Annotated in this window: 14 protein-coding genes; 5 read left to right on the top strand and 9 right to left on the bottom strand. The window is 54.1% G+C overall.

Annotation, left to right across the window (positions count from 1 at the left end):
* Window positions 1-47: 47 nt before the first annotated feature.
* The 4 genes from NST04_RS05440 to NST04_RS05425 form a co-directional block, all read right to left on the bottom strand.
* Complete coding sequence (locus NST04_RS05440) at window positions 48-1,139, bottom strand: carbohydrate ABC transporter permease (protein ID WP_341183467.1); 1,092 nt, start codon at window positions 1,137-1,139, stop codon at window positions 48-50.
* A complete protein-coding gene (locus NST04_RS05435; protein ID WP_341183466.1) occupies window positions 1,139-2,254 on the bottom strand; it encodes a carbohydrate ABC transporter permease in 1,116 nt (371 codons plus the stop codon). Before NST04_RS05435 ends, NST04_RS05440 begins: the two co-directional genes overlap by 1 nt.
* A 136-nt stretch (window positions 2,255-2,390) precedes the next feature.
* Complete coding sequence (locus NST04_RS05430) at window positions 2,391-3,821, bottom strand: ABC transporter substrate-binding protein (RefSeq protein WP_340751058.1); 1,431 nt, start codon at window positions 3,819-3,821, stop codon at window positions 2,391-2,393.
* Window positions 3,822-4,186: 365 nt separating this feature from the next.
* Complete coding sequence (locus NST04_RS05425; RefSeq protein ID WP_341183465.1) at window positions 4,187-5,194, bottom strand: LacI family DNA-binding transcriptional regulator; 1,008 nt, start codon at window positions 5,192-5,194, stop codon at window positions 4,187-4,189.
* Between the two features lie 320 nt (window positions 5,195-5,514).
* Between NST04_RS05425 and NST04_RS05420 the strand changes: the two genes are divergently transcribed.
* The 4 genes from NST04_RS05420 to pepT all read left to right on the top strand — a co-directional run bounded on the left by NST04_RS05420 (window position 5,515) and on the right by pepT (window position 10,583).
* Window positions 5,515-6,525 carry an LLM class flavin-dependent oxidoreductase gene (locus NST04_RS05420; protein ID WP_341183464.1) on the top strand — a complete coding sequence of 337 codons (1,011 nt, stop codon included), beginning with the start codon at window positions 5,515-5,517 and terminating at the stop codon, window positions 6,523-6,525.
* Window positions 6,526-7,513: 988 nt separating this feature from the next.
* Window positions 7,514-8,482, top strand: a complete 969-nt coding sequence (locus NST04_RS05415; protein WP_341183463.1) for a hypothetical protein — start codon at window positions 7,514-7,516, stop codon at window positions 8,480-8,482.
* Window positions 8,483-8,512: 30 nt separating this feature from the next.
* A complete protein-coding gene (locus tag NST04_RS05410) occupies window positions 8,513-9,172 on the top strand; it encodes a sortase (RefSeq protein WP_341183462.1) in 660 nt (219 codons plus the stop codon).
* A gap of 178 nt (window positions 9,173-9,350) precedes the next feature.
* Window positions 9,351-10,583, top strand: coding sequence for a peptidase T (gene pepT / locus NST04_RS05405; RefSeq protein ID WP_341183461.1), 1,233 nt, complete (start codon window positions 9,351-9,353; stop codon window positions 10,581-10,583).
* Between the two features lie 49 nt (window positions 10,584-10,632).
* Here the strand turns inward: pepT and NST04_RS05400 are convergent, their stop codons facing one another.
* The 5 genes from NST04_RS05400 to hxlA all read right to left on the bottom strand — a co-directional run bounded on the left by NST04_RS05400 (window position 10,633) and on the right by hxlA (window position 14,175).
* Window positions 10,633-11,085, bottom strand: coding sequence for a winged helix-turn-helix transcriptional regulator (locus tag NST04_RS05400; RefSeq protein WP_445667870.1), 453 nt, complete (start codon window positions 11,083-11,085; stop codon window positions 10,633-10,635).
* A gap of 144 nt (window positions 11,086-11,229) precedes the next feature.
* Complete coding sequence (locus NST04_RS05395) at window positions 11,230-12,366, bottom strand: NADH-dependent flavin oxidoreductase (protein WP_341183460.1); 1,137 nt, start codon at window positions 12,364-12,366, stop codon at window positions 11,230-11,232.
* Window positions 12,367-12,460: 94 nt separating this feature from the next.
* Entirely contained in the window at window positions 12,461-12,835 is a 375-nt protein-coding gene (locus NST04_RS05390; RefSeq protein WP_341183459.1) for a winged helix-turn-helix transcriptional regulator, read from the bottom strand.
* Between the two features lie 143 nt (window positions 12,836-12,978).
* On the bottom strand, window positions 12,979-13,536 hold the full coding sequence (hxlB, locus tag NST04_RS05385; protein ID WP_341183458.1) for a 6-phospho-3-hexuloisomerase: 558 nt from the start codon (window positions 13,534-13,536) through the stop codon (window positions 12,979-12,981).
* Window positions 13,537-13,542: 6 nt separating this feature from the next.
* On the bottom strand, window positions 13,543-14,175 hold the full coding sequence (hxlA, locus tag NST04_RS05380) for a 3-hexulose-6-phosphate synthase (protein ID WP_036691992.1): 633 nt from the start codon (window positions 14,173-14,175) through the stop codon (window positions 13,543-13,545).
* 247 nt (window positions 14,176-14,422) lie between these two features.
* Between hxlA and NST04_RS05375 the strand changes: the two genes are divergently transcribed.
* On the top strand, window positions 14,423-15,802 hold the full coding sequence (locus NST04_RS05375; protein WP_341183457.1) for an MATE family efflux transporter: 1,380 nt from the start codon (window positions 14,423-14,425) through the stop codon (window positions 15,800-15,802).
* Window positions 15,803-15,805 lie beyond the last annotated feature (3 nt).

Raw genomic sequence — 15,805 nt, 5'->3', positions numbered from 1 at the left:
TTCGTATTCTCCTCCCGATTGCCGACTTCTCTTGTCCCAGCCGCAGATCAGCCCTTGACTGAGCCGCCCATCAGCCCCCGGACGAAATACTTTTGCAGCAGGAAGAAGATCGCCAGCGGCATCAGCATCGAGATAAAGGCGGCTGAGGTCAGCAGATGCCAGTCATTGCCGCGGGAGCCGACCAGATCGGCGATCTTCATCGACATGACCTGCACCGACGGCTGGTTGCCGATGAAGATCAGCGACACCAGATAATCATTCCATACCCAGAGGAACTGGAAGATCCCGATGGAAGCGAGTGCAGGTACGGAGAGCGGCAGAATCAGTCTGCTGAAAATAGTAAAGTGGCTCGCGCCGTCAATAAAAGCTGATTCAAACAGATCCTTCGGCAGCTGGCTGATGAAGTTATACATAAAGTACGTAACCAGCGGCAGTCCGAAGGCCGTATGTGCCAGCCAGATTCCAAGATAACTGCCGTTCAGCCCAAGCGCCGTGTAATCCTTGAGTACCGGAATTAGTGCAACCTGAATCGGAATGACCAGCATCGCAATAATGATGACGAACAGTGTCTTCCGTCCCGGAAAGCGCAGCCAGGCGAAGGCATATGCGGCAAAAGAGGCGATCAGCACCGGAATCACCGTCGCCGGAACAGCAATCGTCAGTGTATTCCAGAACGCCTGCGACAATCCGCTCCCCTTCTGTACCGTTTCACTGCCGTCTGCTTCCTTGAGTGTGTACTCCTTGCCGGATAGCACATTCTTGTAGTTGTCGAGCGTGAGGTCAGGCAATGCCTGCCAGCCCTGCTCCTGCATATTAACCGTGCGTGCCCGGCGGTTCTCCCACATCAGCCGGCTGCCATCCGCCTTCACACCTGCCTTGAGCTGTTCATCCGTATAGGTCTTGCCGTTCACCTCAATCGGCCCCCGCAGATCCACCTCCTTGGAGAGCTGCACCGTCCCGCCCGCTTTCCATTCCTGATGGGGGAACACCTTCCACCAGCCCGTCTGCAAAATATCCGCTGCGGGACGGAAGGAGGAGGCGAAGAGTCCGAATGTCGGCAGAATCCAGAGGAAGCAGATGACGCCCAGAATCAGATTGACGGCTGTTTTGCTGCCCTTTTTTTTCTTGGTGCCAACCATTAGAATCCCCCCTGCTTGCGGAATTGCCGCAGATTAATAAGGATAACAGGCAATACCGCGATCAGGAGCACGATAGCCAGCGTAGAGCCGTAGCCGAAGTTGCGGTACATGAAGAACTGCCGGTAGAACTGCGTCGCTACAACTTCTGTATCGTATTGACCTCCTGTCATCACCATGACAACGTCAAATATTTTCAGCGTAAAGACAATAATCGTGGTGGTTACCGTCAGAATTGTTGTGGAGATGTAAGGAATCATGATGCCAAAAAAGATCTTCACCTCACCCGCCCCATCCACCCGTGCAGCCTCCAGAATATCTTCTGGCACTCCTTTGATGGCCGCTGAGAAAATAACCATCGCAAACCCCGTCTGCATCCAGATCAGAATGATAATAAGGAAGAAATTATTCCACGGCTGCAGCATACTCGTCCAGGCCTGCGGTTCACCGCCGAAATAGGTCACAATCGCATTCAATAGTCCAATCTGCTCATCGCCCGGCTGATAATAATAGACGAACTTCCAGATGACCCCGGCGGCAACAAAGGAAATAGCCATCGGCATGAAAATAATAGATTTGGCGATCCGCTCATAGCTGCTCCGGTCGGCAAGAATGGCAATCAGCAGCCCGAAGCAGACACAGGCCAGCGTGCCCACGAATACCCAGAGCAGGTTGTTGCGAAGTGCCGTAGCCATCAGACGGTCGCTGAAAATCGCGGCGTAATTGCTGAGTCCGACGAACTTCTCGGAGGACGCGTTGAAGAAGCTTAAGTACAGCGTCCGCAGGGCAGGCAGAATCAGCAGCCACCCGAGAATAAGGACTGCCGGTCCGACAAAAACATAAGGCAGCACCTTCCTGCGGACATGGTCCGGGTACTGCTCCACTGCCCAAGTCAAGGTATAATAGATCAGATATACGCCCAGCACGCCCCACAACACTGCAAGCACCGCAGTCAGCAGCGGATGAAGCGTTGAATCGCGGAAAAACAGGAAAATCAGCCCGTTGACCACAATATTCGCAAGCAAGACGCCAAGCGACAGCAGCACTGCCCTGCCGCTGATTCTCTGACTGGCCTGCGCTCCGGCGGCACCCGGCTCCGGCCTTATTTGTGCATCCATATCGGTTCCTCCTATAGGCTCTGTTGGAGCAGAGCCTTCTTCATAAGCACCCGTTAACACCAGTTAAGGGGCAGGCCTGATTGTTCAAGACCGCCCCTTCAACCTCTTGGCGTCTAATTCCGCGCTTGGCTGGTCCTTAGTTCTTCCAGCCTGACTGAATCTGCTCCAGGGCCTGATCCAGCGTAGCAGTTCCGCTCACATAGTCAGTCATGCCTTTCCAGAAGGTACCTGCACCCACCTTACCCGGCATCAGGTCCGAGCCATCGAAGCGCAGAGTCGAGGCATCCTGTACCAGCTTCGCCATCCGGCGGTCGGATTCGGACTGGTACCAGTCCAGAGAAGCATCATTCATTGGGGCAATGACGCCGCCGGATTGCACCCAGCTTTTGATCGATTCGCCAGTGGTGAAGAATTCCATTACCGCGCGTACCTCCGGTCGGTCATTGAACATGGCGTAGATGTCGCCTGCCACCAGAACCGGCTTGCCGTACTGCTCATCAATCGGCGGGAGATAGAACCAGTCATAGTCTGTATCCACCTTGGCCGTTTCCGGGAAGAAGCTGGTAATGAAGTTCCCCATCAGGTTAAACCAGGCTTTGGGCGGGTTCTCGAACATCGGCTTCGGAGCATCACCGAAGGCAGTAGTGACAATGGATTTAGCACCGCCGTAGACATAATCCTTGTTCAGCCAGATCTTGGACATTACTTCCACCGCGTTCTTCACTTCAGGCGAAGTGAACGGCAGCTCCCCGCTTACCCACTTGTCATAATTCTCAGGCGTCGTAGTCCGCAGCATGATGTTCTCTACCCAGTCGGTTGCCGCCCAGCCAGTTGCCGCGCCGCTCTCGATACCGATTGCCCAGGCCGGATCACCGTCTTTGGCGATTTGCTCCGTCAGAGCCATCATTTCATCCCAAGTCTGCGGAACCGTATATCCCGCTTCGTCAAATTGCTTCTTCGGATACCAGACCAGGCTCTTCACATTGCTGCGGTTCCAGATCCCGGCCATAATCTTGCCATCCTTGCCGTCCATGGTGGACATATCCAGCCAGCTCTTATTGTAATTGGCCGTCAGCTTCGCCTGATCCAGCACCCCGGTCAGATCGATAACCTTGCCGGTCTTAGCAATAGAGGCCAGCAGGCCCGGCTGCGGGAAGTCCGCGATATCCGGCGCATTGCCGCCATCGACCCGGATATTAATCGTGGCTTCGAATTCCTTGGAGCCTTCGTATTGAATATCAATGCCGGTTTTCTCTTCGAATTCCTTAATACTGCTCTCGAACTTCACCTGGTCCGCATCGACAAACGGTCCGAACATCGTGACCTTCGTGCCTTTGTATTCACCCTTCATCGCCAAGTCCAACGGGCTGCCTGCCGCAGCGGGATCTGGGCTATCTGTTGATGCTGCGTTGTTATCTGCCGAAGGTGCTGCTGTCGGCGCTTCTGTAGCCGCCGGGGCCTGCGTTGGTGCAGCGTTATTGTTGCCGCCGCAGCCGCTGAGCATCATGGTGAAGGATAGACACAGCACCATCGCAAGTGACAGTTTACGTGCTGGAGCTTTCTTCATTGTTTCATACATCCCCTTTAATTGTTTTTAGAGACTGCATCAAGCCAGCTTCATTACCGGAACCCCTTCCGGCAGCGCAGCAACTCACCCCCTTATCGAAATTCACGGACACCAGGCACCCACACTCATTAACACCGCTAATTCAAACGTACATTCTCCATATCCCACTACAATGTATGCGCTTCCAATATTGCGTTAGTACCTTCTGCTGCGGGTTCGTTTCCTGAAACAATTCCTGAACCAGCTCCGAAACGATTCGCTCGCATTCCTGTAACCCGCCACTCTGAAAAGCTTTTCAGAATGGCCCAAAGAAACCGTGCTGCCCTATCCCAGGCAGCCGCGCTTCAGCCCGCCGGAACTATCTTTCACTTCTCGCGCGAGGATTCTCTTACGATTAGCTTATGTTCCATCTTCTCTTTCATGACAGCCACCTTGCCCGTGGTCAACAATTCATGCAGCTTCTCGGCCGCCCGGTATCCCAGCTGATAGATAGGCTGTGCAATTGTTGTCAGCTTCGGAATGAACATCCCCGACATCCGCAGATTATCGAAGCCGATGACCGACACCTGACCGGGAACCAGAATATTGCGGTCCTTTAAGTAAGAGATCGTTCCCATAGCGAACTCGTCCGCTACACAGAATACTGCGGTTAGCTCCGGATATTCAGTGAACAGCTCGTGCGTTGCCTGATAAGCCTGCTCAAAGCGGTGGTTGGCGTACTTGATTTTCCCGATATTACGCTCCAGCCCCGATTCGCTCAAGGCTCTCACGAACCCCGCCATCCGCGGTGGCCCAGACACCGAATTATCATGATTGAAGCCGATCATCCCGATCTCCCGGTGCCCCAGCTCAATCAGGAATTTCACAGCATCATACGCCGCCTTCTCATCATCCACCTCCACCGACGCTACCTCGTACTCATCGGAATGGGAGGAGACCAGCACGAATGGAATTCTGCAGTCCACCAGCTTCTCATAATACTCAGGGTGTAGAATATCACTGGCGAACACAACACCATCCACCTGCTTCTCATGAAAAGTATCCATATAGGACAGTGTCCGCTCCTTGTCACGGTCTGTATTGCAGATCATCAGACTGTATCCGAGCTTAATGCAGGCATCTTGCATTCCCCGGATCACCCCTGCGAAATACAGGTTCTCAATATCGGGAATGAGCAGCCCGAGGGTGAATGACTTCCTGTAAATTAGCCCCCGTGCAAATGCATTAGGCTGATACTTGAGCGCTTCTATCGCTTCAATGACCCGGCTTCGCTTGCTCTCCACTACCGTATCCGGCGCATTCATTACACGGGACACGGTGCTGATGGATACTCCGGCCATCTTGGCGACATCTCTGATTGTTGGCTTCATCATCTGACTTCCTTCTTATTCTTTTAACCCGAAACGTATGCCCTCCTTATCAGGATTGGCCTGGCCGCTTAAGTTAGAAAAGCTTTTCAAAGCGATTATAGCAAGGCTTCCTAAAATTGGCAAGCAAATTGTTATGCGCTTACATCTTGTACTTTGCTCCTCTCATAATCCCTTCATAGTCCCCTCATAATCCCCGCTCCGCCATGCCGCTTACTTAAAGTGTGTAAATTATATTATTTCATGTTATAATTGGCGGGTATATTGATTCATGGCTGCAAATAAGGCTACTGATGCTGTAGGCATCTACTATAGGAGGGATTCATGTGAAGCAATTGCACGACATACCATTCTCCGTACTGGATTTAGCCCCTATCCGGGAGGGCGGAACGGCGGCGGATTCTTTTCATAACACCCTTGATTTGGCCCGTCATGCTGAGAAATGGGGGTATAACCGTTACTGGCTGGCAGAGCATCATAATATGACCGGCATTGCCAGCTCCGCTACCTCCGTTGTTATCGGACATGTGGCGGCCGGAACTAATACCATCCGCGTAGGTTCAGGAGGCATCATGCTCTCCAACCATGCACCACTGGTGATTGCCGAGCAATTCGGCACACTGGAGTCCCTGTATCCGGGACGGATTGATCTGGGTCTGGGCAGAGCCCCCGGCTCCGACCAGGCAGCCGCCAGAGCACTGCGCCGCAGCCTCGGCAGCGATGGCAGTGAATTCCCTGAGCAGCTAAGTGAGCTGCGGGCTTATTTCGACCCCGAAGGATCAGGCTCCCGGCCAGCCGGTGTCCGCGCCGTGCCCGGTGAAGGACTGAACATCCCGATCTGGCTGCTGGGCTCCAGCGGCTTCAGCGCCCAGCTTGCGGGCCAGCTGGGTCTGCCTTTTTCTTTTGCCAGCCACTTTGCACCGGATTATCTGCTGCCGGCCCTGCATCTGTACCGCACCAGCTTCAAGCCTTCAGCTGTACTCGACAAGCCTTATGTTATGGTGGGCTTGGGAATTACGGCTGCGGATACGGTAGAGGAAGCGCGCAGACTTGCCACTTCCCAGCAGCAGCAATTCCTTAACATTATCCGTGGCCGCACCGGCAAGCTCCAGCCGCCTGTAGACAGTCTGGACGGAATCTGGACCTCCCAGGAGAAGGCGCTGCTTATGAGCAAACAGCAATACTCCATTGCGGGCGACCAGGCCCTGATTAAGGAACGACTGCTGCAGATTCAGGAAGAGACGGATGCGGATGAGTGGATTATCGCCTCACAGATCTATGACCACTCTGCACGCTTGCACTCATATGAGCTTGTGGCCGACTTGTTGAAGAAGTAATAAGGCTGTAGTAACTCATCCGAGTTTAAAGTGTGGATAAGCTTGTAAAACTCAGGGGTTCGTGTAATGAAACCCTATCATCCCAAAAAATCTAACGGACCGAAGAGACCCTATTCCCACGAGAATGCCACCTTTTGCAGCGTAACGGACTCAGGCGACCTTATCGTCTTTCTGCGAGACATTTGGAGCTGAATTGCAGGGGATAAGGTCCTCGCAGTCCGTTAATCGCCCAAGTGACGACTTTCTCCCCGGATAAGAGCACCTCAGTCCGTTACGCTAAGCCAAACGCCCCTAAAGAACAACCCCCGCTTGGAAAAGATGTAATTGATGGGGAATTGCTTCTGCTCCACTATTTTAAATCTGATGGGGTAGTGAACTCATTCGATTTTAAAGTGTGAGAATTACTTCAACTAATGGCTTGCTGAGTTTCATTCTGATGGCCTACTAATCTGATTACTGGCCAGTCTTTATATTTAGCCCATTTAACTACCTGTGGAGTACTCCATTGGGGTAGCTAAGTGGGCTATTTTAGTATGCAGCAAAAAACAAAAGTGTTCGGTGCGGAAATTACTGAGCCGAACCCTCCCAGCCTTAATCGTTCTTTATAAAATACAAAAATAATTAATATACGTAGAAATAACGAGTTAAATGCAGTAAACGTTAAATAATCGTCGTTAATTTATAGTAAACAGCCGAATTTATTTACTTACAGGATCTTTTCCTGTTTTTCTTTATGCCCATTTAAGATTATACTGTAATCAGTATTCGTTATAACGAACAATAATGCATTCTTACCATTCAGGCTCGTTCACGCCCGTTCAGGTCCACTCAGACCCGTTCAAGTTCGTTCTAACTTTATACTATCGCCATGATATTTAGTAGTTCTTCAAGAAACCACTTTATTCGACAAACTATGATTTAGAAGCGCGAACCGGGGCGGATTGTGGCTGGTGGCTGCCGGAGGTCCGCACAGGAAGGGGCGGGGAGAGTGAAGAAGAGACATACATCCATAATCGGCGCGTATATTTTGGCTGTTCTGGCAGGTGTGATCTGGCATGCCGGAGGGGTCAGCGCTGAGGATACGATCAAGCTCACCGTCAACTCGCATACGACCAGTACGGCAACCATGAACAACATGCAGCCGGGAGATACGATGGCTTCGGATTATAAGATTATCAATGACGGAAATGCCCCGTTCGATTATGCAGTTGCCTTCCAGTTCCGCTCCGGTGACGCAGATCTGTACAATATCCTGCAAATGACTCTGCAAAAAGAGGGAGTAATCCTCTATTCAGGGGTAATGAGCGAGGCCCCGGGTGTGGTGACCATCGGCTCGCTTGCCGGAGGGGAAGAGGAAGCTATCGAAATGAAGGTGTTGTTCCCGCCGGAGGCAGGCAACGAGTTCCAGGAGAAGACGGTGAGCGTCGCCTTTGAATTCACAGCTACAGCGGATCCTGCGCCTACAACCGTGCCAACCTCCTCACCGCAACCGACGGCTGAGCCAGCGGCTTCAGCTACACCTTTACCCGGGTCAACACCGGACACCACGGTCAGTCCCGGCAGTACGCCAGCAGCAACAAGTGCCCCTACGGATTCAACAGCAGGCACAGTCTCTCCTAGCGTTACACCATCGCCATCACCAGCAGCGACAGCAACACCGTCTGCGGGTGGAGTAACTGTAAGTGAAGAGCCTGTTCCGCTAGGCGGAGGGGAAGAGGATGGCGGCAACCGCCCGTCCGCAACCCCGGATTCCGGAGCCGCTGCACTTGGCAGCACACCTGCCCCTTCACCAGGGAAAGAGGTCAACCTCACAGACGACACGCTTCCGCTGGGAGGGCCGGAGGAAGACGGCAGACTGCCGGACACAGCCAGCCCTTGGTACAATCTGATTGCGGCCAGCCTGGTTGTCGCCATGATCAGTGTGCTTGTGCTCCGCAGGCTGGGCCAGAAGAAGTAACTGTATGTAGATGTAAGGAGGAGAGAGAGCATGAAGATGCGCAGCGGATTCACTTTAGCCGTCAAGCTGATCTTCCTGCTCTCCTTGTGCGTTATGGTGTATTCCGCCTTCCAGATCCTCAAAGCGCCCGCCGAAGCCCGCGAAGCCCTGAGAATCTGGGACAAAAAGAGGGAGGAAGCCCAGCTTCCCGTAACTTCCGAAGAAGAAATGCCGCTTCCTGAAGGTATGGTTAGCAGCGCAGAATCACCAAAAGGCGACAAACCTGCTTATATAGCGGGCGAAGTAATTGGAGAGATCTATTTCCCTAAGCTGGATAAGCGGGTTGCGATTCTGGAGGGAACCGGCCGGGCGGAGCTGAAGCGGGGCGCCGGACATGATGAAGCAAGCGCCGCCCCCGGTGCCTCCGGGAACAGCGTGCTGGCCGGACACCGTGACACCGTCTTCCGCAGCCTCGGCGAGCTGGAGACTGGAGACACGCTTGAGCTTGCTACAGCGGATGGAACTTTTACCTATGAAGTAACCGGCAGCCGGATTGTTGACAGAAATACACGGGGAGCAATTAAGCCCAGCAGAGCTCCCATACTCACCTTGATTACCTGTTACCCGTTCTCTTATGTAGGCTCAGCGCCTGACCGCTACCTGCTTTCGGCCAAGCTTGTCTCCAACCAGTCTCCAGTGCAGCAGCCATAACCTGCGTTCCCGCTCCTTCCCTCTCTTCCGCTTTCCCGCTGCCTTCCTCACTCCAACTTGCCCCTCGCCTCCCGCCAGCCTCCATCCCCCTTCACTCCACACCATCCGCCTAAAGTATGAGACCCGGGCCGTATCGTGATAATATAGACATACGAAGCTGAAGAGGAGATGACCTGCATTGAAGGAAGAGTTAATTAGACGTTTTGTATCGTATGCTGAAATGGATACCCAATCCAGCGAGGACAGCGAGACCTGCCCGTCCACTCCAGGCCAAATGGTACTGGCGCATAAGCTGGCAGAGGAGCTGCAGGAGCTGGGACTGACGGAGATTACGGTGGACGAGCATGCATATGTCATGGCCTCGCTGCCCGCTAACACAGATAAAGAGGTTCCGGTGATCGGCTTCCTGGCCCATCTGGATACCGCCACGGATTTTACCGGTACGAATGTGAAGCCGCAGATTGTAGAGAATTATGACGGGCAGGATCTGGTGCTGAATCAAGCCCAGAATATTATCCTGTCCACGAAGAGCTTCCCGGAGCTGAGCGGCTACAAGGGGCATACGCTGATTACAACCGACGGCACCACCCTGCTGGGGGCGGACAACAAGGCGGGCATCGCTGAGATCATGACGGCTATGGCCCATCTGCTGGCGCATCCGGAGATTAAGCATGGCAAAATCCGGGTCGCTTTTACCCCCGATGAAGAAATCGGACGCGGCCCGCATAAGTTCGACGTTGCCGCCTTCGGCGCTTCCTATGCCTACACCGTGGACGGAGGCCCGCTCGGGGAGCTGGAATATGAGAGCTTTAATGCCGCCGCGGCCAAAATCAGCTTCCACGGAGTCAACGTCCATCCCGGTACAGCCAAGGGCAAGATGATCCATTCGTCCAAAATCGCCATGGCTTTCCATCTCCGTCTGCCCGCCGGTGAAGCTCCTGAATTCACAGACGGCTACGAGGGATTCTACCACCTGATCTCCATGCAAGGCAGTGCCGAGCACAGCAAGCTTCATTACATCATCCGTGACTTTGACCGCGACAGCTTCGAGAACCGCAAATCGAATATCGCTGCAATTGTGGAGGAATTCAAATCTACATACGGGGCGGACAACATCGTGCTGGAGATGAATGACCAATACTATAATATGCGCGAGAAAATCGAGCCCGTCCGGCATATCGTCGATATCGCCCGGGAAGCGATGGAGGGCCTCGGCATCACGCCGGTTATCCGTCCAATCCGCGGAGGGACTGACGGTTCACAGCTCTCTTATATGGGGCTGCCTACACCGAATATTTTCACCGGAGGCGAGAATTTCCACGGCAAATTTGAGTACGCCTCTGTAGACGTCATGCTGCAGGCTGTACAGGTGATCGTTGAGATTGCCCGGCTGGCGGAGCAGAAAGCGTAAGCAAGGTTATAGGATGCAGCACAAAAATCCCCGGTCAAGCGTACTCCGCTCAATCGGGGATTTTCGTGCTGCGCGGGGCTTCGTCCCCGCTTTCCTTGCTGTCCTGTCCGTCCTCAGCCAGGGCTCCATCATCACCTCTTGCGAGTACCTCCCGGTATCCCTCACCCCAATGCTTGATGCTGAGAATCGCGGTCTCCAGTCCCTGCGCCCATTCGGTCAAGGAGTACTCTACCTTCTGCGGCACCTGAGGGTACACCTTCCGGTGGACCAGACCGTCACGCTCCAGATCCCGCAGCTGCATCACCAGCATCCGCTGTGTAATGCCGGGGCATAGTCTGCGCAGCTCGTTGAACCGCTTCGGCCCGCTGATCAGATGATAGAGCAGAACACCCTTCCACTTCCCGCCAATAACTTCAAGGGTCCGCTGCATTGAGCTGTTCTCCGCCCCGTAATCCACGCCCTCTGCCTCATCGGAGCCTCCGTCTCTTCCTTGTACGTTCATCTCTGCCGCACCCCATTTCCGGTCGTCCCTGATTTAGTACAATTGTATCATAGATGCTGATACGGCAAAAACCCCGTGCCGCCCTGGAACAACAGGCGTACGGGGTTCTTAACATGCTATGGTCACAGACCGTTATCCGTCTGTTTATTTCTTCACCGGCAGCCAGCCCGGCGTATGGATCAGCGCTCTCCAGAGCGGGTCCGGAATCACAAGCTCTGCTTGGGCATTCGGATCAAGCTCAGTCTTAATCTCATCGGCCCGGCCCCCGGCCAGCTTCTGCACCCAGTCCGGTTCAATCAGCAGCGGACGGCCCAGGGCCACCAGGCTGATGCCGCTGTCCAGACTCTTCAGGGCGTCGGCGGCAGAGTAGAGCGAGCCTACGCCAATTACCGGAGCCTTGCCCCCTGCACGTTCCACAATCTGTTCGATCCGCGGACGGCTGTCTTCTGTCCCCCGGCGCGGCAGCGACCACAGCTCCATGAGGGACGCATGCAGGTAATCCAGCCCCTCCGCTGTCAGCGCATCGATTAGGGCAAACGTGTCAGCCATCGTAATCCCCGGTGTCTCCGGCTCTTCAGGCGAGAAGCGGTAGCCTACAAGGAATGCACCCTGTGCATGCTGCTTCACCGCAGCCTTGACACTGCGCAGAACGGCCAGCGGGAAGGTGAGCCGCTTCTGCAGATCTCCGCCCCAGCGGTCTTCGCGTCTGTTGGAGTGCGGCGAGAAGAATTGCTGCAGCAGATACCCGTTCGCACCGTGAATCTCAACGCCATCGAAGCCGGCCTCAATCGCCCGGCGTGTCGCTTCTCCGAAATCGGCGATAATACCGGTAATCTCTTCGTCTGTCAGCGGGCGCGGAACTGTACCCTGTCCGCCGCCCGGCAGCTCAGCCGGCACATCGCTTGCACTGACAGGCTGCCCGTCAACCAGCTGCTCCGGCGGGCATTGGCGTCCGCCGTGGAAGATCTGGAGCACAGCCTTCGCTCCTTCGCCCTTGATGGCCTCGGCCAGCTCACGCAGGCTCGGAATCAGGCCGTCATGGTCAGCTCCGAATTCGCCAGGGAAGCCCTTCCCGCCGCGCGACACATAGACACAGGCAGTAATGACCATCCCCGCTCCGCCCGAACGGCGGATATAATAGTCCAGCTCCGGCCGGGAGACGGTTCCATCCTCATTCGAGGAGAAGTTAGTCATCGGCGCCATGACCACACGGTTCTTCAGTTCAGTCCCGCTCTTGAATTTGAACGTCTCCAGCAGCGGGCTATATTCTGTCTTTAGCATAACTACCATTCCCTCCAATAAATCAAATATACACATACAATAGTGTACAACTTAATTTTACACAATACAAATGGTAAATCTGCATTTACAGAACCTATCTATCAGAGGGAGTTCCATCTTTCCAGATTACCTTCTCCCCGTAATTCTTGCCCCAGTCATACATCATACGCAGCACCGGCATCAGCGTGTGTCCATACTCTGTCAGGGAGTATTCGACGCGCGGAGGAACCTCCGCATATACCTGTCTGAATACCAGCTGATCTTCCTCCAGCTCACGGAGCTGGTTGGTCAGCATTTTCTGGGTAATATGGGGAATCAGCTTCTTCAATTCACTGAAGCGTTTGGTCCCTTCCAGACCCAGGTGCCACAGTATAATCAGCTTCCACTTGCCGCCGATCACAGCGAGTGTGAGCTCCTTCTCGCAGTTGATCTCCTTCAGATTGATGCGGTCTTTAATTTCAGTCGCCAATATTCAGCCCCCTTCCGGCTATAAACATATTACAAATCCATCAGCCACTCCGCATAGGCAACAAAGGATGCCCTCCCGTCAAGGAAAGCATCCGTGTGATAGCTTTATTGTACTCCAAGCTCTATTCTATTCCAAATCGTATACTATTCCAAATTGGCATGCTTGCCGAACATCCGGCCGGAGGTCTGCCCCGTCTGCTCCATGATCCGCAGAATGACTGCATCATAGAATACAAGCAGCGTCTGTTCAAACAAGGAGGCCATCGGCTGCAGCGTCGTATAGCTGCCGTCCGGCCGTTCCTTGGGAGCGCCGGGCAGCTTGACTGTATGATCTGCGAGACGTCCGAGCGCCGAGTCCGGCTGAATGGTTACGAGGACTACAGCTGCTCCGATTGCCTTGGCTTTCTCAGCCATGGAGACCAGTCCCTTCGTCTCGCCTGAGCCGGAACCCAGTACAAGCACATCGCCGGGGCTGATGCCCGGCGTTACTGTCTCTCCGACCACATAAGCTGTCCGCCCGGCCTGCATCAGCCGCATGGCGAAGGCCCGGCCCATCAGGCCGGAACGCCCGGCACCGGCCACGAAGACCTGACCTGCGCGCAGCAGCAGCTCCGTCAGCACCTCGCCCTCTCCGGCATCCAGCCCGGAGACGGTGCCTTCCAGCTCCTTCACAATTTCATGTGCGTAATACTGCGTGTCCATGGCTGCTTAAGCCTGGCTTACAAGGCGCTTCATTTCCGCCGCAGTTGCTTTCATGTCAGCTTCGCCGGTAATGCCGCCGCCCACGATTACCAGATCGGGCTGCGCAGCAATCACTTCAGGCAGCGTACTCAGCTTGATGCCGCCGGCAATTGCCGTTTTGGCCCGGGTCACCACGCTCTTAATATCTCTCAGATCCGCGAAGGAATTCTTACCTTCAGCCTGATGGTCATAGCCGGAATGCACGCAGACATAATCCACACCCAGCGCATCCACTTCAGCGGCTCTGGCCTTGAGATCCTTCACGTTAATCAGATCGACCAGGATTTCAGCACCCGTCTTCTTCGCTTCCTCCACCGCGCCGCGGATCGTTGAATCATCGGATACACCCAGCACAGTCACGATACCCGCGCCCGCTTCCACTGCCTTCATTACCTCGTATCCGCCGGCATCCATAATTTTGAGATCGGCCAGCACCGTAAGCGCCGGGAAAGCTTCCTTGATCGCTTTTACCGCATGCAGCCCCTCATTGATAACGACAGGTGTTCCAATCTCAACGATATCTATAGATTCGGCAACCTCTGCAACTACCGCCTTGGCTCCAGCAATATCCACCAGATCGAGTGCTAACTGTAATTTCATATGTGTAAGTTCTCCTTATCCGTAATGTATTTTTGGAAGTGCTGTTTCTCAGTTTAGGGATATACTGCCGATAAGGGAAGTAGGCACTTTTTTGTGAGGTAGTCACCTGGAGGATACTATTGGGCGAAGCCGGAGGATTTTATGGCAACATGCCCGAAAATCCTACTGCATTTTCACAACAGCTGTGCTACCATACATTTGATTCGAAGATTCACAGCCGCAAGGAATCCTAATAAGAAGGTGTATGATGGAAACAAGCAAGCCCAAGACATTCAACCTAATGAAGCTGACCTGGCCGATCTTCCTGGAGCTGTTCCTGTTCATGCTTATGGGCAGTATGGATACCTTCATGATCAGCTCTGTGTCTGATGATGCGGTCTCCGGTGTCGGAGCGGCCAATCAGATTATTGCCATAGCTATTCTGGCGCTCAGTGTCATCGGGAACGGCGCGGCGATCGTCGTGTCGCAATACCTCGGCTCCAAGCAGCCCAAGGAAGCCGCCAGAGTGATCGGTAACGCAGTTACCCTGAATCTTGCGGTAGGGATCGTACTTAGTACAGTGATGCTGCTATTCGGAGGTCATCTGCTGCAAGCACTGAACGTGAAGGGCGACATTCTCGCCTACGCCCGCTCGTATATCAACATTGTCGGAGGCGCGATCTTCCTGCAGGCCCTTATCAACGCGCTGGCTGCAACTATCCGCACCCACGGCTTCACCAAGCAGACGATGGCGGTATCGCTGCTTATGAACGTCATTCATGTTGGCGGTAACTATCTGCTGATCTTCGGTCATTTCGGACTGCCTGCGCTCGGTGTAGAGGGGGCTGCCGTATCAACCGTAATCAGCCGCTCCATCGCTCTCCTGATTTTCTTCCTGCTGCTTTACCGCATTATGGAGATACGTGTGAAATGGAGCTATTACGTTCACCTCTCCAAGAAATATGTGCTGCAGATTCTCAAAATCGGTATTCCATCCGCCTTCGAATCCGTAATGTACCAGTGCTGCCAGCTCGTCTTCACCCTATACATCACCTATTTGGGGGCCGAGGCCATGGCTACCCGCCAGTATGCGGTCAATATCTCGAACTACATCTTCCTGTTCAGCGTAGCGGTGGCCATGGGGACCTCAATTATTGTGGGCCATCTTGTAGGTGCAAAACGGACGCAGGAGGCTTACTCACGGGTGTTCACCAGTGTGAAGTGGGCACTTCTGGTCACAGTCATCATGGACCTGATCGTCATTCTGTTCCGCAAGCCGCTGCTGGGACTGTTCACGGATAATGAGCTGATTATCACCATGGGCGCCCAGGTTATCCTGCTCAGCTTCTTCCTGGAGACCGGGCGGACCTGCAATCTGGTTATTATCAACTCGCTGCGCGCGTCGGGCGATGCCAAGTTCCCAGTCTACATGGGCATGATTTCTATGGTGTGCATGAGTCTGCCGCTGGGCTACTTCCTGGTATTCACGCTTGATCTGGGTCTGGCCGGGGTATGGCTGGCCACAGCGTTCGACGAATGGGTACGGGCCGTCATTATGTACTTCCGCTGGAAAAGCAGAGCCTGGGAGAAGCATGGCCTGATCCAGCATGAACCGCCGGAAGCCGCTCCGGCAGCCCCGGCGCACTAATTC

The organism is Paenibacillus sp. FSL H7-0756, assembly GCF_038006765.1.
GTDB lineage: Bacteria > Bacillota > Bacilli > Paenibacillales > Paenibacillaceae > Paenibacillus_AQ.
The sequence above is the reverse complement of the archived record's forward strand: the minus strand, read 5'-3'. Positions and strand labels throughout refer to the sequence as shown.